We start from the raw sequence: 25,375 nt of genomic DNA on the forward strand, positions 1-25,375 counted from the left end.
GCCGCACGGGGCGGACGAAATAGGGAAAGGCGCAATACTATAAGTAAATGTCGCCTGAAGCCAAGGGGGGAAACAGCGGCCCATTCGAAAGGATGTTGCAAAGGGTGTCTTTACCCGCTGGCCGGTGCTGTTTTTTATTTACTACACAGGGTTGTACACGGCTTGCTGGCAATTTGGCAAATGGCTGTCGCAAATCGTGCGCCTGATGTCGGTGGATTCACGCGGCAAAGCGCGCTGGCCTGGGGCAGGGGCCGGGCGCATAGTCAGTGTTCGACAACAACAAGGCAGAGGCGGCCATGACCAAGACCCTGCATCACCGTGCCTGTCACCTGTGCGAAGCGATCTGCGGGCTGAACATTGAAGTCAGCCATGAGGATGACGGGCGTGCGCTTGTCAGCTCGATCAAAGGCGACCCCCAGGACCCATTCAGCCGTGGCCACGTCTGCCCCAAGGCGGTGGCCTTGCAGGACATCCAGAGCGACCCTGACCGCTTGCGTCAGCCGCACAAACGGGTGGGTGAGCGCTGGGAAGCCATCGGCTGGGATGAAGCCTTTGACCTGGCTGCCGACAAGCTGTGGGCAATCCAGCAGGCGCACGGGCGCAATGCCGTGGCCGTGTACCAGGGCAACCCGAGCGTGCATAACTATGGCTTGATGACCCACAGCAACTACTTCCTCGGCCTGCTCAAGACGCGCAATCGTTTTTCGGCCACCTCGGTGGACCAGCTCCCACAACATTTGGTCAGCCACCTGATGTATGGGCATGGCCTGCTGCTGCCGATCCCGGACATCGACCATACCGACTTCATGCTGATTCTCGGTGGCAACCCGCTGGCTTCCAACGGCAGCATCATGACCGTGCCAGATGTGGAAAAGCGCCTGAAGGCCCTGCGTGGGCGGGGCGGGCGCCTGGTGGTCGTAGACCCCCGGCGTAGCGAAACGGCGGCGATTGCCGATACCCACCTGTTCATTCGCCCGGGTGGGGATGCGGCCTTGCTGTGCGGCCTGCTCAATACCCTGTTCGAAGAGGGCCTGGGGCAGGGCTCGCATTTATCGGTCAATGGCCTGCAGCAGGTGCGCGAAGCACTGGCGCCGCTCAGCGCCGAGGCCGTGAGTGCGCACTGCGGCATTGCCGCGGCGGATATCCGCCAGCTGGCACGGGATTTCGCTGCCGCAGGCAAAGCCGTGTGCTACGGCCGCATGGGTGTCTCCACCCAGGCTTTCGGTACGCTCTGCCACTGGTTGATGCAGCTGATCAACCTGGTCACCGGCAACCTCGATCGTGAAGGCGGCGCGTTGTGCACGGAGCCTGCTGTCGACCTGGTCGCGACCACCTCTGGCGGCCACTTCAACGCCTGGCAAAGTCGGGTATCGGGCTTGCCCGAGTACGGCGGCGAGTTGCCCGTAGCGGCCCTGGCCGAAGAGATGCTGACACCTGGCGAAGGACAGGTGCGTGCCCTGGTTACAGTGGCCGGCAACCCCGTGCTGTCCACGCCTAACGGTCGCCAGCTGGATGCGGCGCTGGAAGGGCTTGAATTCATGCTCAGCATCGACCTCTACATCAACGAAACCACCCGCCATGCCGACCTGATCCTGCCATCCACCTCAGCGCTGGAAAATGATCACTACGACAGCACCTTCAACCTGTTGGCCGTGCGCAACGTCACCCGCTTCAACCGGGCGATCCTGGCCAAGCCGCAAGGCGCCCTGCACGACTGGGAAATATTCGTCGGCCTGGCGCAGGCGTTTGCCAGGCGAGCCGAGCTGGAGTTGAAACCGACCTGGGCCCCGGCGCAGATGATCGACATGGCCCTGCGCAAAGGGCCATACGGTGAGGCAACGCCCTGGCAGCTCTCGCTGGCGACGCTGGCCAATCACCCGCACGGGCTTGATCTGGGCCCTTTGCGCAGTAACCTCGCTGCGCGCCTGGCAACTGCCAGCAAGGCGGTCGAAGCGGCGCCCCAAGTGTTGCTGGACGACTTGCAGCGCCTGGCGCAACAGGCGCCCCCGACAGCCGGCGAACTGTTGCTGATTGGCCGCCGACATGTGCGCAGCAACAACTCGTGGATGCACAATTTCCATCGCCTGGTGAAAGGCAAGCCGCGTCATCAGTTGTTGATGCACCCGCAAGACTTGCAGCAGCGGCACCTGCAGGACGGCCAGCGGGTGCGTATCCGCTCGCGCACGGGGGCCCTCGAAGTCGAGGTATTGGCCTGCGAGGACATGATGCCGGGGGTGGTCAGCCTGCCCCATGGCTTCGGCCATGGCCGCCAGGGCGTGCACATGCAGGTCGCCCAGGCACAACCGGGCGTGAGTGCCAACGACCTGACTGACGAGCGCTTTCGGGACGCGGTTTCCGGTAACGCCGCACTCAATGGCGTGCCCGTGCAGGTAGAGGCCGCATGAGCGATGGTAAGGCCGAGCACGCTGCTCGGCTTTCCGTTACAATGCGCCACCGTGCCGACGACCGCGTCGGAAAGTTCAGCCGAGGTGCTACATGGATATCATCGAAACGATCAAAGAGCAGATTGCCAACAACACCATTCTGCTTTACATGAAAGGCTCGCCGAATGCCCCGCAGTGCGGGTTCTCGGCCAAGGCATCGCAAGCTGTGATGGGTTGTGGCGAGAAGTTCGCCTACGTCGACATCCTGCAGAACCCGGAAATCCGTGCCAACCTGCCAAAATACGCCAACTGGCCGACCTTCCCGCAGCTGTGGGTAGCCGGTGAGCTGGTTGGCGGCAGCGACATCATGCTGGAAATGTTCGAGAAGGGTGAGTTGCAAACCCTGATCAAGGAAGCGGCTGCCAAGGCCAAGGCTTCCGAAGCCTGATTTTCCGGCAAGCATAAAAAAACCCGCGGATCGCGGGTTTTTTTATGCGGTGAAGAATTACTCTTCGCCCATCTGCGACTGCAGGTAATTCTCGATAGTGATCTTGTCGATCAGCCCCAGTTGGGTTTCCAGCCAGTCGATGTGCTCTTCCTCGGACTCGAGAATATCTTCAAGCATGTCACGCGAGCCGAAGTCGCCAGCCGTTTCGCAATGCGCAATGGCCGCCTTGAGGTCTACCAGGGCTTTCTTCTCGAGCTTCAGATCACACTCGAGCATTTCCTTGGTGTGCTCGCCGATCATCAGCTTGCCCAGGTCCTGAACGTTCGGGATGCCTTCGAGGAAGAGAATACGCTTGATCAGTTTGTCAGCGTCTTTCATCGCGTGGATGGATTCCTTGTACTCGAGCTTGCCGAGTTTGTTCAGGCCCCAATCTTCGTACATACGTGCGTGCAGGAAGTACTGGTTGATCGCGACCAGCTCGTTTCCGAGGATCTTGTTGAGATGCTGGATGACGCTTACGTCGCCTTTCATTGCGGGTTCCTGCCCTGTAGAAGTGTGCCAATACAGTGAAGTTTGAGCCCGATACTTAGGTGTGTCAAACCTAAGTTGTTGAATAATAAGTGAAAATTAATAGGAATAAGAATGTTTGTGAACCGCGTTGCGGGGCTAACTTATTGAATTACAGGCATAAAAAAACCGGACACGAGGTCCGGTTCTTCAAAATAGGGGTATTCAGGCCGCAGTAAATTCTACGGGGTAGGGCAGGGCTGCCTGGCTGACCTGGAGCTCGGTCAGGGTCTCACGGACCACTTGCTTGGCCAGGCAGGCACATTTGCCACACTGGCTGGCGACGTTCGTCGCGGCTCGCACTTCCTTGTAACTGCAGCATCCTTCATAGATCGCGTCGCGGATCTGTCCGTCGGTGACGCCGACACAAAGACACACATACATAAGGGCTGACCATCGCTGGTTGAGTCGATGGGTTGGAGCTTAATGTTAATGAGAATGCTTGTCAAAATACTTTCTGGAAGGGCTGTGTTTGAGCGACCGGCGGTTGCTTTGTCGAGGGATTCGGCCTGTCATCAGAAGCCGTGTATGATGGTCGGCCTTTGTTGGATGTCGGGCAAGCCCGTCTGGCCCGGCAAACGGTTTTTCACCCTCATCAGGAGATTACAATGAGCGTACTCGTTGGTAAGAAAGCCCCCGATTTCACCGTTCCGGCTGTGCTGGGCAATGGCGAGATCGTCGACAGCTTCAACCTGGCTTCGGCCATCAAGGGCAAGTACGGCCTGGTGTTCTTCTACCCGCTGGACTTCACCTTCGTCTGCCCGTCCGAGCTGATCGCCCTGGACAACCGCATCCCTGACTTCCAGGCCCGCAACGTTGAAGTGATCGGCGTGTCGATCGACTCGCACTTCACCCACAACGCCTGGCGTAACACCCCGGTCAACAACGGCGGCATCGGTCAGGTGAAGTACACCCTGGCTGCCGACATCACCCACGAAATCTGCAAAGCCTACGACGTCGAGTCCGAAGGCGGCGTAGCCTTCCGTGGCGCCTTCCTGATCGACACCAACGGTGTTGTCCGTTCGCAGATCGTCAACGACCTGCCACTGGGCCGCAACATGGACGAGCTGCTGCGCCTGGTTGACGCCCTGCAGTTCCACGAAGAGCACGGCGAAGTTTGCCCTGCCAACTGGAAAAAAGGCGACAAAGGCATGAACGCTTCGCCAGAAGGCGTTGCTGCCTACCTGAGCGAGAACGCCGGCAAGCTGTAATTGTCGCTCGCATAAAAAAACCGGCCTTCATGGCTAATACCAGTCAGTTAAGACTGACGCTTTGAGCTTTAGCCCGTAGGCCGCACAATCCGATGCTTGGAAACGAGCATCGGATTTTTTATGCGCCTAGCAAAAGCACTGTCCCTCACTCACGAAATGGCATCCAGGCCAAATGCCCTTGAAGGGCTAGGGGCTTTGCTTGATCCGGACATCGTGAAGCAGGCTTTCGAGACCGCTGGCGTCTCAACCATCCGCAAGCGCCGCCTGCCGCTTGAAAGCCTGGTGTGGTGCATCATTGGTATGGCGTTGTTCCGCCGCATGTCAGCCTGGGATGTCGTGAACCACATGGACATCATGCTGCCCGGCAAGCGGCCACTCGTTGCCCCCAGTGCTGTTGTGCAAGGTCGGCAGCGATTGGGTAGCGAAGCGGTGCGTGAAGTTTTCACTCTCACCCAGCAACGATGGCACGAAGAGACCAAACACCCGCAATGGTTGGGGCTGACGCTGCTTGGCGTGGACGGCGTCGTTTGGAACACCCCTGACACGGCAGAGAACCGCGCGTTCTACGGTGGTGCGACCAACCAGCATGGGGACGGCGGTTTTCCTCAAGTTCGAATGGTCTGTCAGATGGAGCTGACCAGCCATTTGCTGATCAGCAGCACTTTTGAAAGCTATCACAGCAGTGAAACGAAGCTGGCTGAACAGCTGGTTGCCAGCACGCCGAACCATTCCCTGACCCTTTTCGACAAAGGTTCCTACTCGTTGGGCTTGCTGCATCACTGGCAATCACAAGGCGAGCATCGACACTGGCTGATCCCCTTGAAAAAGAGTAGTCAGTACGAGGTAGAGCATAAGCTTGGGCGCAATGATGCTTTGGTCGTTCTGCGCACATCGCCTCAGGCGCGTAAGCAATGGCCAGGCTTGCCGGATGAGATTCGAGCGCGGCTGCTGAGCAAAACGATCAAAGGAAAGGTTGTGAACGTCTTGACCTCGATGACCGATCCGCTGCGCTTCCCAGGTGATGAGATCGTCGATCTTTACAGTCAGCGCTGGGAAATCGAATTGGGTTACCGGGAGATCAAGCAAGGGCTCTTGGGCGGTGAATACACGCTGAGAAGCAAGACGCCAGAGATGATTGCGCAAGAGCTGTGGGGCGTACTGCTGGGCTACAACCTGTTGCGTTATCAGATGGTTCAGATGTCGAAGCAGTGCCCGGGCGTCTACCCCTGCGAAATGAGCTTTACCGCCTGCAGCTGGGCAATCTTGGGCTTGTTGCATGGCACGTCACTGAATCATCCCGGTAACCTGCCAGGATTTCTGGCCGATCTGCAGGCATCAGCGGCGCAGTATGTCTTGCCTCATCGACGACCTGATCGTTGGTTCCCAAGAGTAGTGAAGCAACGACCCGCAAAATATCCGACCCGAAAATGAAAATGCCAGTCAGCTTAACTGACTGGCATTAGCCCTTGTGGCCGGTTTTTTTGTGCCGTCCTGTGCCGGCCTCTTCGCGGGCGCGCCCGCTCCCACAGGTTCTCTGCATGCCTGAAGGCATAGGTGAACTTGTGGGAGCGGGCATGCCCGCGAATGCTTTTGCAGCTCAGTCGTTGAAATCGCGCCAGCCGCCCATCTCTTTCCAGCGGTTGACGATGCCGCAGAACAGTTCGGCCGTCTTCTCGGTGTCGTAACGCGCCGAGTGCGCCTCACGCCCGTCAAAGTCGATGTCGGCGCTCTGGCAAGCCCGTGCCAGCACGGTCTGCCCATAGGCCAGGCCCGCCAGGGTTGCAGTGTCGAAGCTGGAGAACGGGTGGAACGGGTTGCGCTTCAGGTCGTTGCGTGCCACCGCTGCGTTGAGGAAGCCCAGGTCGAAGCTGCTGTTGTGGCCGACCAGGATCGCCCGCTTGCAGCCGTTGGCCTTGAGCGCCTTGCGTACGCCGCGGAAGATGTCTGTCAGCGCGCTTTCCTCGCTGACAGCCATGCGCAGCGGGTGGTCCAGCTTGATCCCGGTGAACTCCAGCGCCGCTTGCTCGATGTTGGCGCCCTCGAACGGCTCTACCCGGTGGAAGTAGGTGTGCTCGGGGAACAGGAAACCTTTCTCGTCCATGCCGATGGTGACTGCGGCAATTTCCAGCAGGGCATCGGTGGCGCTGTTGAAACCGCCCGTCTCCACGTCCACCACTACTGGCAGGTAGCCGCGGAAGCGCTCGGCCATCGGGTGGCGCGGACCGCCGCTGCCCTGGCTGTCCATGTCGTCTTCGTAAAGGTCTTCGCTCACGCGTTGTCCTCCAGCAGGCGCCAGCGCAGTTTTTCACCAGCGCGCAACGGGATTACGGTCTGCTCGCCAAACGGCAGGCTGTCCGGGGCGGTCCATTCTTCACGCACCAGGGTAATGGTGTCGGTGTTCGCCGGCAGGCCGTAGAAGGCCGGGCCGTGCAGGCTGGCAAAGCCTTCCAGCTTGTCCAGCGCGTTACGCTGCTCGAACGCTTCGGCGTACATTTCGATGGCCGCATAGGCGGTATAGCAACCGGCGCATCCGCAAGCCGCTTCCTTGGCGTGACGGGCGTGCGGCGCCGAGTCGGTGCCGAGGAAGAACTTCGGGTTGCCACTGGTGGCCGCGTCCAGCAGCGCCACCTGGTGGGTGTTGCGCTTGAGGATCGGCAGGCAGTAGAAGTGCGGGCGAATGCCGCCAACCAGCATGTGGTTGCGGTTGTACAGCAGGTGCTGCGCGGTGATGGTTGCGCCGACGTTGGCCGAGGCCTCGGTGACGAACTGCGCGGCGTCGCTGGTGGTGATGTGCTCAAACACCACTTTCAGCGTGGGGAAGCGTTCGACCACGCGGCGCATGTGCTCGTCGATGAAGCGTTTTTCACGGTCGAACACGTCGATCTCGCTGCGGGTCACTTCGCCATGCACCAGCAGCGGCATGCCGACTTCTGCCAGCGCCTCGATGGCCGGGAAGATGTTGTCGATGCTGGTCACGCCGGAGTCGGAGTTCGTGGTGGCGCCGGCCGGGTACAGTTTGGCGGCGTACACGATACCGCTGGCCTTGGCCGCGCGGATGTCTTCAGGGCTGGTGCGGTCGGTGAGGTACAGCACCATCAGCGGCTCGAAGCGGCTGCCGGCAGGGCGGGCGGCCAGGATGCGCTCACGGTAGGCGCCGGCCTCGGTGGCATTGCGCACTGGCGGAACCAGGTTAGGCATGATGATGGCACGGGCGAAAGTGCGCGCCACGTCGCCAACGGTGTGGGGCAGGACGGCACCATCGCGCAGATGGATGTGCCAGTCGTCGGGGCGCAGGAGGGTCAGGCGATCGGACATTGGGGATTCCAGGCGGGTCGAACTCAAGCCCCAATGCTACCGGAAAACCCTGGGGCGAGCACGGCTATCAAGTTTTCCGGCCTGCGTCCGATAGCCTGCAGGTAAGCCGTCAGAATTTGTGGAGCCGCCCGTGCGCCAGCGTTACCTAGCCCTGTTGACCCTGTTCGCCAGCCTGCCGGCCGGCGCACTGACTTTCCAGACGCGCATGGAGAACATTGCCTGGAAGGTCGAGGGTGACCAGTTCGAGTGCCGACTGATCCAGCCGATCGAAGGTTTTGGCAGCGCAGAGTTCGTGCGCCGGGCAGGTGAGCAGCCGGTGTTCCAGTTGCGTTCGGATAGCAACGTGCTGGGTGCAGGCAGCGCCAGCCTGCTGGCGGCGGCCGCGCCGTGGCAACCTGGGCGCGGCGATATCAACCTGGGCACTGTGCGCTTGGCCCGCACAGGTGTGTTGTTCAGCTCATCCCAAGGGCAGGCCAGTCGCCTGATCAACGGCCTGCTCGACGGGCGCAGCACGGTGGTGCGCAATTATACCGGTGAGGCGGGCAGGCCGATGGAGGTGCGCGTGTTGCCGGTCAGCTTTGCCAAGGCGTACAGCGACTATCTTGTGTGTGCTGGCAAGCTCCTGGCGATGAACTACGACCAGGTGCGCCAGACCCAGGTGGGCTTCCCGGGGGGCGGCATCGACCTGGATGAGGCCGCCAAGGCGCGGCTGGACCTGATCCTCGATTACATGAAAGCCGACCCGACCGTTAACCACATCGAACTCGACGGCCACTCCGACAACAGTGGCAACCGCCTGACCAACCGCGACCTGTCGCGCCGTCGTGCGCTCGCGGTGGCTGATTACTTCAAGGCCCATGGTGTGGCGGAAGATCAGATCATCGTGCGCTTCCATGGTGAGCAATACCCGTTGGTGAAGAACAACAGCGCTGCCAATCGGGCGCGCAATCGGCGTGTAAATATCGAGCTGGACCGGGTTACGGTGATTGTGAAGCCGGTGGAGAAACCGGTGGAGCAAGCCGCGCCCGCTGCGCCAGCCAAGGCGCCGTGAACTGAGCGTTTGTCACAAGATTTTCAGCGCCTATGAGATCGAGCGCCGCCCGCGCGGCGCTTCGCGGGGCAAGCCCGCTCCCACATTTGTTGCAACGTGCCGAACCTGTCAGGCCATGGTTGTCAGCCTTGTTGCCCTGTCTGGATTTCTCGACTGGCGCATCCGTCGTCCCACCTGTCTTGAGACATACACCAAGGCGGGCAACGCCGCTTCCACAGGCATGGTCACGTTGCAACAAATGTGGGAGCGGGCTTGCCCCGCGAAGCGCCGCGTGGGCGGCGCTCGATCTCACAGGCGGCACACCTCTCAAGGCATGCACTTCCATGGCCTGACCAGATATCCAGAAGTCCCTCTCACAATCCCCGTCGCCCTTCCGACACTTCCTGTCGCTTTGTCGTCAGAAGCTGTCGCCCCACTGTAAATTTGTCCGCAAGGCCGTTAGAATCGATCCCTTTCCGTACAACCCCGTGGAGTGATGGCATGGCGGACGTAAAAAAGGTCGTACTGGCGTATTCCGGCGGCCTTGATACTTCGGTGATTCTCAAGTGGCTGCAGGATACCTATAACTGCGAAGTGGTGACCTTCACCGCTGACCTGGGTCAAGGCGAAGAGGTCGAGCCGGCCCGTGCCAAGGCCCAGGCAATGGGCGTTAAAGAGATCTACATCGACGACCTGCGCGAAGAATTCGTGCGTGATTTCGTGTTCCCGATGTTCCGCGCCAACACCGTCTACGAAGGCGAGTACCTGCTGGGTACTTCCATCGCCCGCCCGCTGATTGCCAAGCGCCTGATCGAAATCGCCAACGAAACCGGTGCTGACGCCATTTCCCATGGCGCCACCGGCAAAGGCAACGACCAGGTTCGTTTCGAACTGGGTGCCTACGCGCTGAAGCCAGGCGTCAAGGTCATCGCCCCATGGCGTGAGTGGGACCTGCTGTCCCGCGAGAAACTGATGGACTACGCCGAGAAGCACGGTATCCCGATCGAGCGCCACGGCAAGAAGAAGTCGCCGTACTCGATGGACGCCAACCTGCTGCACATCTCCTACGAAGGCGGTGTCCTGGAAGATACCTGGACCGAGCACGAAGAAGACATGTGGAAATGGAGCGTCTCGCCTGAGAACGCCCCGGACCAGGCCACCTACATCGAGCTGACCTACCGTAATGGTGACATCGTTGCCATCGATGGCGTAGAGAAGTCCCCGGCCACCGTCCTGGCCGAACTGAACCGCATCGGTGGTGCCAACGGTATCGGCCGCCTGGACATCGTCGAAAACCGTTATGTCGGCATGAAGTCGCGTGGCTGCTACGAGACCCCGGGCGGTACCATCATGCTCAAGGCTCACCGTGCCATCGAGTCGATCACCCTGGACCGTGAAGTCGCTCACCTGAAAGATGAGCTGATGCCGAAGTACGCCAGCCTGATCTACACCGGCTACTGGTGGAGCCCGGAGCGTCTGATGCTGCAGCAGATGATCGACGCTTCGCAGGTCAACGTGAATGGCGTGGTACGCCTGAAGCTGTACAAGGGCAATGTCACCGTAGTCGGCCGTAAGTCGGACGACTCGCTGTTCGACGCCAATATCGCGACCTTCGAAGAAGATGGCGGCGCCTACAACCAGGCGGACGCTGCCGGCTTCATCAAGCTGAACGCACTGCGCATGCGCATCGCTGCCAACAAGGGCCGTTCGCTGCTCTGATAGCTGGCGGTTGCTTGAAAAACCCCGGTTCAGGCCGGGGTTTTTTTATGCCTGAAGAAACGCCAGGGTGATCAGGGTTGGTCGCCTGCAAGATCATCTTCAAGCGGGCTGATCGATAGCTGTGCACATTGGTGTCTTTCCAGATTGCAAAAGCGCCAGGTACGCGCTGGTACGGCGGGTTGGGCGAGTGCAGACAGAAGATGCTGCTCCAACATGCGGTTGGCGTCGGGGCCGGTAAACATGAACGTCACGGGCTCGCTTTTAACCGTCTCACAGGCATTGCTTGGGGCGGCAGGCATGCTCTGGGTGTTCGCTGAAGGGGTGTTGTCGTTTGTCACGCTGGCGACGGGTGGGCTGTAGAACGACTTGTAGTTGAAGTTGAGCGTGAGGAAGAACAGCGCCGTCAGGAAGAACGGGAAACCCACCAGAAACCAGGTGTAGAGCTTTTGACTGGCCTCGCTGAGAAACGGCAGTGTGGCAAGGGCGGAGGCTTCGATAATCCCCGCGAAGATGGCAATGATCGTCAGCGGGGCAACAGGTTGTGCTTGGGTCATATGGCCGTCTCCAGCGGTTTTACCCATCTTTACCTTACCGTTGCACTCAACTAAAGACTGGACGGGTTTCCGAGGGAGGAGTAATCGCCAGATGTTCTGGATACCTTGAATTTTCATCGTGGTTGAATTGGATTTTTCTTCAAGTGAGCGTCAGTTTTCAACTAGTACACGGTTGAAGCCGGGTGATAACGTCGGTTTGGTAATAAGGAATTTGGTTGTTACAACTGCTTCCATAATTTGTAGGAAAATTCTGCAATTGTTGTAAGTTTCATCTGCTCATGAGTTTCGCCGGGAATTCGCCGCGCCATCGGGCGCGCTGTCGGTTATCGTGGCGTGCCAAAGCAAAAATAATGAAAGAATGGATGTCGCATGAATAAAGTGCTTATCGTCGATGATCACCCGGTCATACGCCTGGCCGTACGCATGCTGATGGAGCGGCATGGGTATGACGTTGTGGCGGAGACCGACAATGGGGTGGCTGCCTTGCAGCTTACCCGGCAACATCTGCCGGATATCGTAGTGCTCGACATTGGCATCCCCAGGCTGGATGGCCTGGAGGTGATTGCGCGCCTGGCAACCTATAGCCCTGGCAGCAAAGTGCTGGTGCTGACGTCGCAAGCGCCCGGCAACTTCTCCATGCGCTGCATGCAGGCGGGGGCCTCGGGGTACGTGTGCAAGCAACAGGAACTCACCGAGTTGCTGAGCGCCATCAAGGCCGTGTTATCGGGTTACAGCTACTTCCCCAACCAGGCCCTGCATGCGTCGCGCGGCAGGAGTGGGGGTAGCGAGACAGATATGGTCAAGCGCCTGTCGGCGCGCGAAATGACGGTGTTGCAGCAGTTGGCACGCGGGCGTTCGAACAAGGAGATTGCCGACAGCATGTTCCTGAGCAACAAGACGGTCAGCACTTACAAGTCCCGGCTTTTGCTCAAGCTCAATGCGCGCTCGCTGGTCGACCTGATCGAGCTGGCGCAACGGCAAGGGCTTAACTGAGCGTCATGTGGTAAAGCCTCCGGACGGGAGGCTTTACCAGGGCGGCAAGCCTTGGCTACAGGTCGTAGTCGAAATCGGCCAGCTGCTTTTGCAGGCGCCGTTCTTCCAGCATGTTGTCGATGGTGCGGCGCTTGCTCAGGTTGGTCTTTGCGCTCTCCACCTGGGGTTGCGCGTCATCTTCTGTGGCAACAAAGTCATCTTCGATCGACAGCTCGTCTTTATCGGTGCTCATGAGTCGCTCCAAGCCAAGGGGCCATTGGCCGTCCTTATAACCAGAAAGCAGGCGCTGGTAAAAAAGATTTTTTCAATCGTCGCAAGCGGTTTCTTGCTATCGGCTCAATCGTCGCTGGTTTTGTGCTTGTACTCGCACAGGTCTTCGATCCGGCAACTGCCACACCTTGGCTTGCGTGCCTGGCATACGTAGCGTCCATGCAGGATCAGCCAGTGGTGGGCGTCGAGCAGGTAATCCTTGGGCACGAACTTGACCAGTTTCTTCTCCACTTCCAGCACCGTCTTGCCTGGCGCAATGCCCGTGCGGTTGCTGACCCGGAAGATATGCGTATCCACTGCCATGGTCGGCTGGCGGAACGCTGTGTTCAGCACCACGTTGGCGGTCTTACGGCCCACGCCAGGCAGTGCCTCCAGGGCTTCGCGGGTCTGTGGCACCTGGCTGCCGTGAAGTTCGATCAGCAGCCGGCAGGCCTCGATCACGTTCTTGGCCTTGCTGTTGTACAGCCCGATGGTCTTGATGTATTCGCTCAGTCCTTCAACACCAAGGGCATGGATCGCTTCGGGGGTGTTGGCGACGGGAAACAGGCGGGCGGTGGCCTTGTTGACGCCGACGTCGGTGGATTGCGCGGACAATGTCACGGCGACCAGCAGTTCGAACGGGGTGGTGTAGGCCAGTTCAGTCTTCGGGTCGGGGTTGTCTTCGTGCAGCCTGCGAAAAATCTCCAGGCGTTTGGCGGCATTCATGAAATCAGAGCTTTCCTTGACGACGTGGGTGGGCGGGGCCCGGACGCAGGCGATTGTACAAGGCCAGCAGCAGTCCGAGCAGTATCAGCGCGCCAGGGGCCAGGCTGGCCAGGTGCAGCCCGGCGCCGTCAGCCAGCCATTGGCGGCAGCCGCCGAGCAGCAGGCAAGCGGCAAACAGGGTGCAAAGGTATCTGGCCAGAAGGCGCCAGCGCCCTTCGTGGGGCAGCAGGTGGTCGGTGGTCAGGCAGTGCAGGCACAACAACGCGGGGTAAGGGCCAAGGGCAAGCGCAAGTGGCAATTGCCACGCACGCAGTGCCAGTTGCAGGCAGCTGGCCAGGGCTGCCAGCAGCAGCAGGCTGGCCAGCACGTACGCCCAGGTGGCCAGCCGCTGGCGCAAGGGGGTCAGCAACACCTGGTGAAGGCTGTTCATCACGATCGCGCACAGGCCGATGGCGACACCTTCGCGCAGGGTGCGAGTGGCGCCCAATACCGGTACAAGGCTTGCGGCCATGAAGTACATACTATTCATGCGCAGAGCTCCCCAGCAGCACGGTGTGCTGTTCATCGAAATAGCTCAGGGCTTCCTGCAGGGCTGTGATCACGGCGCGCGAGGTCACGGTCGCGCCGGCCAGTTGATCAAAGTCACCCTGGTCTCGCTTGAGTGCCCAGCGGTCGGTCAACTGGCGGTTGCTGAACTGCTCCAGCCAGTGCACCTGCGGGTCTGCCAGGCGTGCGCCCAACTTCGGGCTTTCCTGTTGTTCGATCACTTGGCTGCCAATCAGTCGGCCGTCCGTGCTGATGGCGACGCTGAGCACGATTGGCCCGGCGTACCCCTGGGTTTGGGTGACAATTATGATTGCGCTGGGTTTGCCTGCCCGCATGGCGCGGTAAGCCGCCAGGATTCTACTGTTCGGGCGTTGTGCGGCGGGCCTTGGAAGGGGAGTGTCCAGGGGCTGGTTGTCGTAACTGCCTTGCGCTAGCAGCGCCAGTCGTTGATGGCTTTGCAGCCGTTTCTCGGCGCTGGTGACGGCAGTGCTGGTCCATTGTCGCCATGCCAGCGTGGCAGACAGTGCCAGGGCCCCGGTCAGCAACAGCAGGCCCGCATCACGCGCCAGTCGTTTCATCGGGTGGCCTGCTGGCGCTGCAAGGCCAGGCGCTCAAGGCTCGGTACCGTGAGGTTCATCAGCAGAATGGCGAACGCCGTGCCGTCCGGGTAGCTGCCCCAGGTACGAATCAGGTAGATCAGCAGCCCAGCTCCCACGCCGAAGCATAGCCTGGCCCAGTCGTTCCTGGGGCCGGACACGGGTTCGGTGGCAATGAAGAACGCCGCCAGCATGGTCGAACCGGAGAACAGGTGCAGCAAAGGTGAGCCGTTGGAATCCGACCCCGAACCGTTCCAGCCCAACAGGCTGAACACGAACAGCCCTGCCAGCAAGCCCGCAGGCGCATGCCAGCTGATCACTTTGCGCTGCAGCAGGAACAGGCCGCCGAGCAGGAACGCCAGGTTGGCCCATTCGCTACCCTTCCCGCCGATGCTGCCGAAGCCCGGGTGGCTGGCAAACAGCTCATCAATGGTGAGGCTACGGTTGTGGCGCAGGCCGTCGAGCAGTGTCGGCCGGGCCCAGGCATCAATGTGTTCGCCCCCCGCGAATATCTGTTGCAGGCTGTCCAGCAAGCCAGGTGCCGGCCCTGGCCAATGGTTCATCTGCAACGGGAAACTCAGCAATACGAAGGCATAACCGACCATGGCCGGGTTGAACAGGTTGCGTCCGACACCCCCAAAGGCCTGCTTGCCAATGCCGATGGCAACACTGGCGGCGACCATGGGTAACCACCACGGGGCCAGGGTAGGCAGGGCGCATGCCAGTAACACAGCGGTCACTACAGCGCTGCCATCGTTCAGCGCCGCTACCAGCGGTTGTGAGCGCATGCCCAGCAGCAACGCTTCGCACAACAAGGCCGCACTGGTGCACAGCAACAGGTTTACCAGAAAACTCCAGCCGTGCAGCCACAGCAGCGTCAGCAGGCCGGGCATACAGGCCAGCAAGACCAGTCCCATGCTGGCGCGTAGTCGCGGATCGGGCGTAGCGCTCATTGCACGAACAACCCATTGAGGCCGGAAAACGCCATGGCCATTACCCCTGCACCGATCAACTCGATGGGCAGCCCGCGCAGCGGGCCAGGCATGTCGGCATGCGCACTGCGTAGGCGCAGGTCGTTGAACAGGATCAGCACCAGCCAGAAACCACCACCGGCCAGCAGGCCTTGCAGCAGTGTGGCAAGCCAGGTGCTGTCGTCGCGGGTTTGCTGAAGTGCCAGCCCCAACGCTGCGGCGTTGCCCAGCAGTAGCGCTGGCAACCCTGTCACGGGCCAGCTAGGGCGCCATCTGGCCAGCAGCGTTGGTACGCCCCAAGCCAGCATAGCCAGCCAGGGTAGCAGCACGAACAGGGCAAGGTCGGGGATGCGCAACGGTAAAAGCACCCCTCGCATCAGCAACTGGGCGCCGATCACGCCCAGGGCTATGCATAGCGCGCAGGCCAGGCCGTGCACATGCAGGTGCAGCCTGGAGGCTGGTTGTTGCAACAAGCACAGGTGATTGACCAGCGCGGCGCTGATCAGGACCAGAATGTAGTCGCTCATGAGATGACGATAGCCGGGAATCAGGGTGATTGTCCGGCAATCAAGGTACACAAGGAACTGCCCCGGCACGAGGGCCGGGGCAGGGGGCGTTACTTGATGCGCTGGCCTGGCTTGGCGCCGCTGTCCGGGCTCAGCAGGTAGATTTCTTCACCACCAGGGCCGGCTGCCATGACCATGCCTTCGGACACGCCAAAGCGCATTTTCCGTGGCTTGAGGTTGGCGACCATCATGGTCAGGCGGCCTTCCAGTTTGGACGGGTCAGGGTAGGCCGACTTGATACCGGAGAACACGTTACGGCGCTCATCGCCGATGTCCAGGGTCAGTTGCAGCAGCTTGTCGGCACCCGCCACGGCCTCGGCCTTGACGATCAGCGCCACGCGCAGGTCGACAGCGGCGAAGGTGTCGAACTCGATTTCTGCCGACAGCGGATCCTTGGTCAGCTCGCCATTGCCCGCCGGGGCCTTGGCTTCCGCGGCCAGCAGGTCTTCCTTGCTGGCTGCGACCATGGCTTCGACCTTGGCCGGTTCGATACGGCTCATGAGTGCCTTGAACGGGTTCAGTTGGTGGTTTTCCAGGCGCGACTGGTGGTCGTTCCAGGCCAGTGGGGCAACGTTGAGGAAGGCCTCGGCGTCGGCGGCCAATACTGGCAGCACTGGCTTGAGGAAGATCACCAGCTGGCGGAACAGGTTGATGCCTTGGGCGCAGATGGCCTGCACTTCATCCTGCTTGCCTTCCTGCTTGGCCAGCGACCAAGGTGCCTTGTCGGCGATCCAGGCATTGGCGCGGTCGGCCAGTGCCATGATTTCGCGCATGGCGCGGCCGAAGTCGCGGCTTTCGTAGGCCTCGGCGATCGACGGGGCGGCAGTGAGGAAGGCTTCGGTCAGTTCGGGGGCGGCATCGCCAGCGACCATCACACCGTCATTGCCTTTGTGGATGAAGCCGGCGCAGCGGCTGGCGATGTTGACCACCTTGCCAACCAGGTCGGAGTTGACCTTCTGCACGAAGTCTTCCAGGTTCAGGTCCAGGTCATCGACGCCACGCCCCAGCTTGGCTGCGTAGTAGTAACGCAGGTATTCCGGTTGCAGGTGGTCGAGGTAGGTGCGGGCCTTGATGAAGGTGCCGCGCGATTTGGACATCTTGGCGCCGTTGACGGTCAGGTAGCCGTGCACGTTGACGGCGGTCGGCTTGCGGAAGCCCGCGCCTTCGAGCATCGCAGGCCAGAACAGGGCGTGGAAGTTGACGATGTCCTTGCCGATGAAGTGGTACAGCTCGGCCTTGGAGTCTTCCTTCCAGAAGGCGTCGAAGTCCAGCTCCGGGCGGCGTGCGCACAGGTTCTTGAAGCTGGCCATGTAGCCGATCGGCGCATCCAGCCACACGTAGAAGTACTTGCCCGGCTCGCCCGGGATCTCGAAGCCGAAGTACGGCGCATCGCGGGAGATGTCCCACTCTTGCAGGCCGGAATCCAGCCATTCGGCGAGCTTGTTGGCCACTGCGTCCTGCAGGGTGCCGCTGCGGGTCCACTGCTGCAGCATGGCCTGGAAATCAGGCAGCTTGAAGAAGAAGTGCTGCGAATCGCGCAGTACCGGGGTGGCACCGGAGATTGCCGACTTGGGGTTTTTCAGCTCGGTAGGCGCGTAGGTGGCGCCGCATTTTTCGCAGTTGTCGCCGTACTGGTCTTCGGCCGCACACTTGGGGCAGGTGCCCTTGATGAAACGGTCGGCCAGGAACATGCCTTTTTCCGGGTCGAAGTATTGCGTCACCGAACGGGTGGCAATGTGCCCGGCTTCACGCAGGCGCGTGTAGATCAGGCTCGACAGTTCGCGGTTTTCTTCACTGTGGGTGGAGTGGAAATTGTCGAAATCCACCAGGAAGTCGGCGAAGTCGCCGCTATGCTCGGCCTGGACGTTGGCGATCAGCTGTTCCGGGGTGATGCCTTCCTTTTCGGCACGCAGCATGATGGCCGAGCCGTGGGCGTCGTCGGCGCAGACGTAGATGCACTGGTTGCCGCGCATTTTCTGGAAGCGGACCCACATGTCTGTCTGGATGTACTCGAGCATATGGCCTAGATGGATTGATCCATTGGCATAGGGCAGGGCGCTGGTGACGAGAATCTGACGTGGCTCGGACATGGTGGCTCGGCTACTTATCTGGCTACGGGTAAAAATTAAGGGTGATCGGCCACTATAAAGGGCTGGCGAAGATATTTCACCCAGCAGAAGCATATGCTGACGATTGACGGGTTACGATAGGCGCCTGTTTTACATTCAGTTTGCCAATGGGAGTCTCCATGAGTGCCGTCACCCGTGCCGCCGTCGAAGGCGTGCTTCGCCAGTACACCGACCCCTACCTGAACCTGGACCCGGTCAGCGCCGGCTGCGTGCGCGCCATCGACATCCAGGGCGGGCAAGTCAGCGTGCAGCTGCAACTGGGCTATGCCGCAGGGTTGTTCAAGAACGGTTGGGCCCAGGTGCTGCAGACCGCCATCGGCAACCTCGAGGGCGTCAGCAACGCGCAGGTATTGATCGATTGCCAGGTCGCTGCGCACAAGGCTCAGGCCCAGGTGCCGGCCATGGCCAACGTCAAGAACATCATCGCCGTGGCCTCGGGCAAGGGCGGGGTGGGCAAGTCGACCACTGCGGCCAACCTGGCCCTGGCCCTGGCCCGCGAAGGCGCGCGGGTGGGTATTCTCGACGCCGACATCTACGGCCCCAGCCAGGGCGTGATGTTCGGTATCGCCGAAGGCACCCGGCCGCAGATTCGCGAGCAGAAGTGGTTTGTGCCGATCAAGGCCCATGGTGTGGAGGTCATGTCGATGGCGTTCCTCACTGATGACAACACGCCGATGGTCTGGCGTGGCCCGATGGTCTCCGGCGCACTGCTGCAACTGGTCACCCAGACGGCCTGGGACGACCTGGATTACCTGGTGATCGACATGCCACCGGGCACCGGTGATATCCAGCTGACCTTGGCGCAGAAGGTGCCGGTGGCCGGTTCGGTAATCGTCACCACCCCGCAGGACCTGGCATTGCTGGATGCCAGGAAGGGCGTGGAAATGTTCCGCAAGGTCAATATTCCGGTACTGGGCGTGGTCGAGAACATGGCTGTGCACATTTGTTCGAACTGCGGCCATGCCGAGCACCTGTTCGGCGAAGGTGGCGGTGAGAAGCTGGCCAGCCAGTACGGTGTCGACCTGCTGGCATCCCTGCCTTTGTCGATGCTGATCCGTGAGCAGGCCGACAGCGGCAAGCCGACGGCGATTGCCGAACCGGAAAGCCAGATTGCCATGGTCTATCAGGAACTGGCGCGCCAGGTCGGTGCGCGGATTGTGCTGCAGGAAGCCGCGGCGCCGGCGATGCCGAGCATTACCATCAGCGAAGATTGACCGCAGACCGAGTCGCCTGCTTCGCGGGCTTGCCCGCTCCCACAGGTACAGCACAAGCTTCAAGCCCTGTGCAGTCCTTGTGGGAGCGGGTTCACCCGCGAAGAAGCCAGCACCGGTCTTTCTGCCAGGCATAAAAAAACCCGCCAGAAGGCGGGTTTTTTTTGAAAGCGAGGAAGCTAAATCGACTTAGGCGATTTGAACTTCTTCAGCCTGCATGCCTTTCTGGCCGCGGGTAGCGACGAAAGTAACAGCCTGGCCTTCTTTCAGGGTTTTGAAGCCGTCAGCTTGGATGGCTTTGAAGTGCACGAACAGGTCGTCGCCCGACTGAGGGGTGATGAAGCCGTAGCCTTTCTCATCGTTGAACCACTTAACGGTACCGGATTGACGGTTGGACATTTTTCTGTCTCCTTGGACAATTTGATAACGGTCAGGAAAATTCCTGCCCGGGACTGAGCGCAAAGAGAGCAGAAAATTCAGCGATGGGCCGATCAGGATCGTGCATCAAACTAGAGATTCTCGGTGTCACGTGCAGCACAGTTGCGCCACCTTACCCCACTTTCCACAACCTGCCAATGGTCATGAGGCGCTTTACGCAAATTCGGATCGACGGCGGCTGCAGCCCCCGTCCGGCGCGGGATGAGGCATAGAACTTTAACCTGGGCGCCGGGACCGGTAAGATGCGCGTCACGATTTTCACCACGCAACTCTTCAGGACACCCCGCCATGAGCATCAAATCGGACAAGTGGATTCGCCGCATGGCGCAGGAACACGGCATGATCGAGCCGTTCGTCGAGCGCCAGGTGCGCGGCGAGCAGGACAGCCGGGTGATCTCCTTCGGTGTTTCCAGTTACGGCTACGACGTGCGCTGCGCCGACGAATTCAAGGTGTTCACCAACATCAACTCGGCCACCGTCGACCCCAAGAACTTCGATGCCGGCAGCTTCGTCGATATCAAGAGCGACGTGTGCATCATTCCGCCAAACTCCTTCGCCCTGGCCCGCACCGTCGAGTACTTCCGCATCCCGCGGGACGTGCTGACCATCTGCCTGGGCAAAAGCACCTATGCCCGCTGCGGCATCATCGTCAACGTCACCCCGCTCGAGCCTGAGTGGGAAGGCCACGTGACGCTGGAATTCTCCAACACCACCACGCTGCCGGCGAAGATCTACGCCAACGAAGGCGTGGCGCAGATGCTGTTCCTGCAGTCTGACGAAGAGTGTGAAGTGTCCTACAAGGACCGGGGTGGCAAATACCAAGGCCAGCGCGGCGTCACCCTGCCGCGTACCTGAGCCGACAAACGCGGGGAATTCCCCGCGCCCATGGCACTCCAACGGAGTAATGCCGGTGCGCATGATGTGCATCGGCCTTCGTCAGGAGCAGCCAATGAAACTCCATCCCGCAATCAGTGCCAAGCTGGCAGGCCTGCAGCCCAACCACATCGGGTTGTTGCCCTGGTCACTGCTGGCGCACCCGCTGCCCATGCAGGCGGGGGGCGTGCCCCACCAGCCTGATCCCGACACGCCGCAGCCACCCGAGCCGGGTGAAACGCAACCTATGGAACCGGGCGAGCCGACCTTGCCGGATGAACCGCCTCCAGCACCTGTAGCCTGAACGCGGTTAAAGCGGCCAGACGCGCCCTGCGCCGGCCAGGTAAATGCGGCTGCCCTTGGCTGGGGTGATTTCCCAGCCGCCGGTGAATTCACCGAACGCCGGCAGCAAGCTGACCTGGTCATCCATCAGGAAGCAGGGCAGGCGCAGGCGTTGTCGGGCCTTGCTGCGCAGCACGAAAACCGGATGTACATGGCCGGCCAGCACTGGGCACGTCAGGTGGGGGCGGGCTTCGTGCTGCAGTGCGAACGGTTCCATGACACACGGTTCGTCCTTGACCTCGATGTGCAGTGAAGCGGGCGGGTCGCCGGCGTTGCGATCATGGTTGCCGCGAATCAGCATGATTTTCAGCTGCCCATGCCGCTCACGCCACGCGTGCAGCCTGGCCAGGGTCGCGGGTGCACGCCCGGTGCGGGCATGAAGGAAGTCGCCAAGGATCACCAGTTGCTCGCAGTCATGAGCGGCCAGCAGGGCATCCAACCGGGCGAGGGTTTCGGCAGTGGTACCACGTGGCACCGGTTGATGCAGGGCACGAAAGCTCGCCGCTTTGCCAATGTGCACATCGGCCACCAACAGGGCCTTGCGGGCAGGCCAATACAGGGCTTTGTCGGGGAGCAGCCAAAGTGTTTCACCGCAATGCTCGATGGGCTGATAGGTCATTGCGGCCCGCCTGCTGCGCGTTCCAGCTCTGCCACCATCCGCGCAATCCGGTCCGCCAGTTTCTCGGTACTCAGCGTCTCGCGCATGCCCTCCACCAGCAAGGCAAACGCCAGTGGCCCCGGCCGCTTCAACACCCGCAAGTCCAGTTGCAGGTTGCCCATTTTCACCAACTGGCGGTGCAGCCGATCGATTTCCAGCTCTTCTGCCAAGACCTCATCCCGTGCCTGGCCAAGCAGCAGGTTGCCTGCATCATGCTTGCGAAACACCTCGTAGAACAGCCCGCTCGATGCCTGAATCTGCCGGGTGCTTTTTTGCGCTGCCGGATACCCGCCAAATACCAGCCCGGCAATCTGGGCGATTTCACGAAAGCGCCGCAGCGCCATCTCGCCTGCATTCAGGCTGGCCAGCACATCTTCCAGCAGGTGCTCGGTACCGAGCGCCTGTGGCAGGTGCGTAGCCCAGTCCACTTCGCCGGGGCTGAGCAGTTCAAAGCCGTAATCGTTCACCGCTATGGATACTGACAGCGGCTGCACGCGGCTCACCCGCCAGGCAATCAGGCTGGCCAGGCCCAGGTTGGCCATGCGCCCGGCAAACGGGTACAGGAACAAGTGCCAGCCCTGGCGGGACTTGAAGGTTTCGGCCAGCAACGTGCCCGTGGTGGGCAACGCCGACCATTGTGCTTGTAACGTCAGCAGCGGGCGCACCGCGCGCATTTCCGGGCCGTCGAAGCGTTCATGGGCTGCGGCGTCGAGTTGTTCGACCAGCGCGTCGGCCAGCTCACTCGAAAGCGGCATTCGCCCGCCGTTCCAGCGCGCCACCGCAGCCTTGCGAGCGCTGCTGCGACGCACATACGCTGTCATGTTTTCCACCCGTACCAGTTCCAGTACGCGGCCGGCGAACACCAGCGTATCGCCGGGTCGCAAGCGGGCGATAAAGGCTTCTTCGACGCTGCCCAGCGTCTTGCCACCGCCGCCCTTGCTCCAGTATTTCAGTTGCAGGTTGGCATCGCTGACAATGGTGCCGATGCCCATGCGGTGGCGCCGCGCCAGGCGTTCGCTGGCCACCTTGTATACCCCGTCGGCCTGGCGTTCGACACGCTGGTAGTCCGGGTAGGCACTGAGTGTGCTGCCGCCATGGCAGACGAAGTCCAGCGCCCACTGCCACTGGCTGTCGCGCAACTCGGCGAATGCCCAGGTGCTGCGAACTTCGGCCAGCAGCGTGTCGGGGTGAAAACCACTGCCCAGGGCCATGCTGACCAGGTGCTGCACCAGCACATCCATGCACAGCCGTGGCGACACGCGGGCTTCGATGTGCCCCGCTGCCAGTGCCTGCCGGGCCGCAGCAGCTTCCACCAGTTCCAGCGTGTGAGTGGGCACCAGGGTTACCCGCGAGCACCGCCCCGGTGCATGCCCGGAACGACCGGCCCGCTGCATCAGCCGGGCAATGCCCTTGGCCGAGCCGATTTGCAGCACCCGCTCCACCGGCAGAAAGTCCACGCCCAGGTCCAGGCTGGAGGTACACACCACCGCTTTCAGGCTGCCTTGCTTGAGGCTGCGTTCGACCCAGTCACGGGTATCCCTGGCCAACGAGGCATGGTGCAAGGCAATCAGGCCAGCCCAGTCGGGGTGGGCTTCAAGCAGGGCCTGATACCAGAGTTCGGCTTGCGCGCGCGTGTTGGTGAACACCAGGCAGCTGGCGCTGGCATCGATCTCTTGGCCGACCTGGTCGAGCATCTTCAGGCCCATGTGCCCGGCCCAGGGGAAACGCTCGATCGCTGTCGGCAGCAGGGTATCGACCTGTAGCGTCTTGTCCTGTCGCCCTTGTACCAGCATTCCACCTTGCGGCAGCAGTACGTCGAGCGCGTGCTGCAGGTTGCCGAGGGTGGCGGACAGGCCCCAGGTTGGCAGGCCAGGATGCCATTGGCGCAGGTGGGCCAACGCCAGTTGCAGTTGGACCCCGCGTTTGTTGCCCAGCAGTTCGTGCCATTCATCCACCACCACCAGGCGTAGCGTGGCGAAATCCTCTTGGGCTTGTGCCCGTGTCAGCAGCAAGGTCAGGCTTTCGGGTGTGGTGACCAGTACACTGGGCAAGCGCCGGGCCTGCCGGGCGCGTTCGGCACTGCCGGTGTCGCCGCTGCGTACGCCCACGCTCCAGGCCAGGCCCAGTTCGTCCACCGGGGCCTGCAAGGCGCGGGCAGTGTCGGCGGCCAGGGCGCGCATGGGCGTAATCCACAGCACCTGCATGGGTGCAGGCTGGCGGCCTTGGGGCTGGGTGCTGAACGCGCGAAGCGCAGCAAGCCACACCGCGTAGGTTTTGCCGGCGCCGGTGCTGGCGTGCAACAGGCCAGACTCACCGCGCTCGACGGCTGCCCACACGCGTCGCTGGAAAGCGAACGGCTTCCAGCCGCGTTTGGCAAACCAGGCATTGGCAAGGTCGGTGGCGGCGGGCATGAGGCAGTGGGTCCGTTGAAGGCTGTGCTTCTACAGACCACTTGCCGAGGGCAATGGTTTTACCGCATCAGTTGGCCAACAGATAGCCGCTGCGGCATACCTGCTCGCCGGCCACATGGGCAACGACCATGCCTGCGGTGGCCATGCGCCTTACGCTGCGCGCATACAACAGGCCAGGCTGGCTGTTGCGCACGGCGGTTACCCGGTCGTTGAGCGGGTCGATGACTTCAGCGATCAACTGGCCAGCCTCCAGGTACTGCCCTGGTTTGGCGTGGTACACCAGCAGCCCGCCCAGTGGCGTGGCCACAGGTTCCACGGCAGCCAGCGGGGTAGCAGGGCGGAGCAATTCAGGCAGGGCGGGGCTGGAACCCTTGATAACGCCCGCATGGGTCAGGAAGTCGAGTATCGCCTGGCAGTCCTTGCTGGCCAGGTCATGGCTGACATCGGCCTGGCCGCGCAGCTCGATGGTGACCGAACTGCAGCCCAGCGGGATCGGGAAGCGCTTGCCGAAGCGTTGCTGCAACTGCCACCAGACCAGGCTGAAGCACTCATCGAACGACTGCCCGCCCGAGTCGGTGGCCAGCAGGCTGGCCTGGGCGCCGAGGTAGCGGGCCAGGGGTTCGATCCGTGGCCAGGCGTCTGGCGTGGTATACAGGTGTTCGACGGCTTCGAAGTCGCAGTGCAGGTCCAGCACCATGTCGGCATCACAGGCCAGGCGCTGCAGGATCAGGCGCTGGGCCTGTAGCGGCGTGCGGGCCGGGTGTGCATCCAGCCCACGGCGCAGGTACTCGCGGATCAGCGCAACATTGTGCGCCGGGTCCTGGGTCAGGTGTTCTTCGATCTGGTCGCCAATGCTGTCGGTGAGGTCGACGAAGTTGCGGTTGAAGTTCTCGCCGCTTTGCAGTTCGAAGCGCCCCAGGGGCGCATCCAGCAGCACTTGCTCCAGGCCAACCGGGTTGGCCACCGGTACCAGGGTGATTTCACGCTGCAGGCGGCCTTGTTCTTCCAGCTGTACGAGGCGGCGCTTGAGGTGCCAGGCCACCAGCATGCCCGGCAGTTCGTCGGCGTGCAGCGAGGCCTGGATATACACTTTGCCACCACCGCGGGGGCCGAAGTGGAAACTGTGCAGTTGGCGAGTGACGCCTGGAACGGGCGAGAGCAGGTCGTGGGTTGAATGGTGCATGGTGGTCCTGGGTGCGTGGCGAATACGGTCTGCGACACGGGTCGGCTCAAAGATAGAAGCATAGTTTCAGGCCTTGCGCCTCTGTCGATGAAGGCAAGGGCACCGTGCTGGCTTCTTCGCGGGTAAACCCGCTCCCACAGAACTGCACATCACCTACTGATTTAGCAGGGACCCTGTGGGAGCGGGCAAGCCCGCGAACACCGGCGCAGCCGGTGCCATGCACCGCGCTGGATTCTTCGCGGGCACGCCCGCTCC

Annotated in this window: 26 protein-coding genes; 10 read left to right on the forward strand and 16 right to left on the reverse strand. The window is 61.4% G+C overall.

Annotation, left to right across the window (positions count from 1 at the left end; translation table 11 throughout):
• Window positions 1-296: 296 nt before the first annotated feature.
• On the forward strand, window positions 297-2,405 hold the full coding sequence (locus ACIQUI_RS02650; protein WP_403194736.1) for a molybdopterin oxidoreductase family protein: 2,109 nt from the start codon (window positions 297-299) through the stop codon (window positions 2,403-2,405).
• Between the two features lie 91 nt (window positions 2,406-2,496).
• Window positions 2,497-2,832, forward strand: coding sequence for a Grx4 family monothiol glutaredoxin (gene grxD / locus ACIQUI_RS02655; protein WP_056802131.1), 336 nt, complete (start codon window positions 2,497-2,499; stop codon window positions 2,830-2,832).
• 57 nt (window positions 2,833-2,889) lie between these two features.
• Here the strand turns inward: grxD and bfr are convergent, their stop codons facing one another.
• Window positions 2,890-3,363: a bacterioferritin gene (gene bfr, locus ACIQUI_RS02660; protein WP_060497889.1), complete on the reverse strand. Its 474-nt coding sequence runs from the start codon at window positions 3,361-3,363 to the stop codon at window positions 2,890-2,892.
• 201 nt (window positions 3,364-3,564) lie between these two features.
• On the reverse strand, window positions 3,565-3,783 hold the full coding sequence (locus ACIQUI_RS02665) for a bacterioferritin-associated ferredoxin (protein ID WP_045185737.1): 219 nt from the start codon (window positions 3,781-3,783) through the stop codon (window positions 3,565-3,567).
• A 224-nt stretch (window positions 3,784-4,007) separates the two neighbouring features.
• Here ACIQUI_RS02665 and ACIQUI_RS02670 point away from each other — a divergent pair, with 224 nt between their 5' ends.
• Both ACIQUI_RS02670 and ACIQUI_RS02675 read left to right on the forward strand, forming a co-directional pair.
• Window positions 4,008-4,610 (forward strand): peroxiredoxin, encoded by a 603-nt coding sequence (locus tag ACIQUI_RS02670; RefSeq protein WP_264360545.1) that lies wholly within the window; start codon window positions 4,008-4,010, stop codon window positions 4,608-4,610.
• Window positions 4,611-4,730: 120 nt separating this feature from the next.
• Window positions 4,731-6,041, forward strand: a complete 1,311-nt coding sequence (locus ACIQUI_RS02675) for an IS4 family transposase (RefSeq protein ID WP_403194819.1) — start codon at window positions 4,731-4,733, stop codon at window positions 6,039-6,041.
• Between the two features lie 166 nt (window positions 6,042-6,207).
• Here the strand turns inward: ACIQUI_RS02675 and rnt are convergent, their stop codons facing one another.
• Together rnt and pyrC are read right to left on the reverse strand one after the other, a co-directional pair.
• Window positions 6,208-6,855: a ribonuclease T gene (gene rnt / locus ACIQUI_RS02680; RefSeq protein ID WP_391138263.1), complete on the reverse strand. Its 648-nt coding sequence runs from the start codon at window positions 6,853-6,855 to the stop codon at window positions 6,208-6,210.
• A gap of 23 nt (window positions 6,856-6,878) precedes the next feature.
• Complete coding sequence (pyrC, locus tag ACIQUI_RS02685; protein ID WP_403194739.1) at window positions 6,879-7,925, reverse strand: dihydroorotase; 1,047 nt, start codon at window positions 7,923-7,925, stop codon at window positions 6,879-6,881.
• A 130-nt stretch (window positions 7,926-8,055) separates the two neighbouring features.
• On the opposite strand from pyrC, the gene ACIQUI_RS02690 reads away from it, so the two are divergent.
• The gene (locus ACIQUI_RS02690) at window positions 8,056-8,976 is read left to right on the forward strand and encodes an OmpA family protein (RefSeq protein WP_403194741.1); all 921 of its coding nucleotides are present in this window, start codon (window positions 8,056-8,058) and stop codon (window positions 8,974-8,976) included.
• A 480-nt stretch (window positions 8,977-9,456) separates the two neighbouring features.
• Window positions 9,457-10,674, forward strand: a complete 1,218-nt coding sequence (locus ACIQUI_RS02695) for an argininosuccinate synthase (protein ID WP_403194742.1) — start codon at window positions 9,457-9,459, stop codon at window positions 10,672-10,674.
• Window positions 10,675-10,745: 71 nt separating this feature from the next.
• Here the strand turns inward: ACIQUI_RS02695 and ACIQUI_RS02700 are convergent, their stop codons facing one another.
• Window positions 10,746-11,228: a hypothetical protein gene (locus ACIQUI_RS02700; RefSeq protein ID WP_403194744.1), complete on the reverse strand. Its 483-nt coding sequence runs from the start codon at window positions 11,226-11,228 to the stop codon at window positions 10,746-10,748.
• Between the two features lie 369 nt (window positions 11,229-11,597).
• Here ACIQUI_RS02700 and ACIQUI_RS02705 point away from each other — a divergent pair, with 369 nt between their 5' ends.
• Window positions 11,598-12,221, forward strand: a complete 624-nt coding sequence (locus ACIQUI_RS02705; protein WP_403194745.1) for a response regulator — start codon at window positions 11,598-11,600, stop codon at window positions 12,219-12,221.
• A gap of 55 nt (window positions 12,222-12,276) precedes the next feature.
• On the opposite strand, the gene ACIQUI_RS02710 is transcribed toward ACIQUI_RS02705, so the two are convergent.
• The 7 genes from ACIQUI_RS02710 to metG all read right to left on the reverse strand — a co-directional run bounded on the left by ACIQUI_RS02710 (window position 12,277) and on the right by metG (window position 17,965).
• Window positions 12,277-12,453 carry a PA3496 family putative envelope integrity protein gene (locus ACIQUI_RS02710; RefSeq protein ID WP_403194747.1) on the reverse strand — a complete coding sequence of 59 codons (177 nt, stop codon included), beginning with the start codon at window positions 12,451-12,453 and terminating at the stop codon, window positions 12,277-12,279.
• A gap of 104 nt (window positions 12,454-12,557) precedes the next feature.
• Window positions 12,558-13,196, reverse strand: a complete 639-nt coding sequence (gene nth, locus ACIQUI_RS02715; protein ID WP_403194749.1) for an endonuclease III — start codon at window positions 13,194-13,196, stop codon at window positions 12,558-12,560.
• Between the two features lie 4 nt (window positions 13,197-13,200).
• Window positions 13,201-13,725 carry an Rnf-Nqr domain containing protein gene (locus tag ACIQUI_RS02720; protein WP_403194751.1) on the reverse strand — a complete coding sequence of 175 codons (525 nt, stop codon included), beginning with the start codon at window positions 13,723-13,725 and terminating at the stop codon, window positions 13,201-13,203.
• A complete protein-coding gene (locus tag ACIQUI_RS02725; RefSeq protein WP_403194753.1) occupies window positions 13,718-14,320 on the reverse strand; it encodes an RnfABCDGE type electron transport complex subunit G in 603 nt (200 codons plus the stop codon). Before ACIQUI_RS02725 ends, ACIQUI_RS02720 begins: the two co-directional genes overlap by 8 nt.
• Window positions 14,317-15,291 carry an RnfABCDGE type electron transport complex subunit D gene (locus ACIQUI_RS02730; RefSeq protein WP_403194754.1) on the reverse strand — a complete coding sequence of 325 codons (975 nt, stop codon included), beginning with the start codon at window positions 15,289-15,291 and terminating at the stop codon, window positions 14,317-14,319. The genes ACIQUI_RS02725 and ACIQUI_RS02730 overlap by 4 nt, the downstream gene beginning before the upstream one ends.
• Complete coding sequence (locus tag ACIQUI_RS02735; RefSeq protein ID WP_403194756.1) at window positions 15,288-15,836, reverse strand: Rnf-Nqr domain containing protein; 549 nt, start codon at window positions 15,834-15,836, stop codon at window positions 15,288-15,290. Before ACIQUI_RS02735 ends, ACIQUI_RS02730 begins: the two co-directional genes overlap by 4 nt.
• An 89-nt stretch (window positions 15,837-15,925) precedes the next feature.
• Window positions 15,926-17,965: a methionine--tRNA ligase gene (gene metG, locus ACIQUI_RS02740; RefSeq protein WP_403194757.1), complete on the reverse strand. Its 2,040-nt coding sequence runs from the start codon at window positions 17,963-17,965 to the stop codon at window positions 15,926-15,928.
• Window positions 17,966-18,123: 158 nt separating this feature from the next.
• On the opposite strand from metG, the gene apbC reads away from it, so the two are divergent.
• Window positions 18,124-19,218, forward strand: coding sequence for an iron-sulfur cluster carrier protein ApbC (apbC, locus tag ACIQUI_RS02745; protein WP_403194759.1), 1,095 nt, complete (start codon window positions 18,124-18,126; stop codon window positions 19,216-19,218).
• 186 nt (window positions 19,219-19,404) lie between these two features.
• Here apbC and ACIQUI_RS02750 read toward each other — a convergent pair whose 3' ends face one another.
• Window positions 19,405-19,614: a cold-shock protein gene (locus ACIQUI_RS02750; protein WP_016488765.1), complete on the reverse strand. Its 210-nt coding sequence runs from the start codon at window positions 19,612-19,614 to the stop codon at window positions 19,405-19,407.
• A 327-nt stretch (window positions 19,615-19,941) separates the two neighbouring features.
• Between ACIQUI_RS02750 and dcd the strand changes: the two genes are divergently transcribed.
• Both dcd and ACIQUI_RS02760 read left to right on the forward strand, forming a co-directional pair.
• Complete coding sequence (dcd, locus tag ACIQUI_RS02755) at window positions 19,942-20,508, forward strand: dCTP deaminase (protein ID WP_003258001.1); 567 nt, start codon at window positions 19,942-19,944, stop codon at window positions 20,506-20,508.
• Window positions 20,509-20,602: 94 nt separating this feature from the next.
• A complete protein-coding gene (locus ACIQUI_RS02760) occupies window positions 20,603-20,830 on the forward strand; it encodes a hypothetical protein (RefSeq protein ID WP_016498226.1) in 228 nt (75 codons plus the stop codon).
• A gap of 6 nt (window positions 20,831-20,836) precedes the next feature.
• On the opposite strand, the gene pdeM is transcribed toward ACIQUI_RS02760, so the two are convergent.
• The 3 genes from pdeM to ACIQUI_RS02775 form a co-directional block, all read right to left on the reverse strand.
• On the reverse strand, window positions 20,837-21,487 hold the full coding sequence (gene pdeM, locus ACIQUI_RS02765) for a ligase-associated DNA damage response endonuclease PdeM (RefSeq protein WP_403194761.1): 651 nt from the start codon (window positions 21,485-21,487) through the stop codon (window positions 20,837-20,839).
• Window positions 21,484-23,937, reverse strand: coding sequence for a ligase-associated DNA damage response DEXH box helicase (locus ACIQUI_RS02770; RefSeq protein WP_403194763.1), 2,454 nt, complete (start codon window positions 23,935-23,937; stop codon window positions 21,484-21,486). Before ACIQUI_RS02770 ends, pdeM begins: the two co-directional genes overlap by 4 nt.
• A 67-nt stretch (window positions 23,938-24,004) precedes the next feature.
• Entirely contained in the window at window positions 24,005-25,120 is a 1,116-nt protein-coding gene (locus tag ACIQUI_RS02775) for a succinylglutamate desuccinylase/aspartoacylase family protein (protein WP_403194765.1), read from the reverse strand.
• Window positions 25,121-25,375 lie beyond the last annotated feature (255 nt).

Origin of the sequence: Pseudomonas sp. NPDC090592 (genome assembly GCF_044769185.1) — a bacterium.
Lineage (GTDB): Bacteria > Pseudomonadota > Gammaproteobacteria > Pseudomonadales > Pseudomonadaceae > Aquipseudomonas.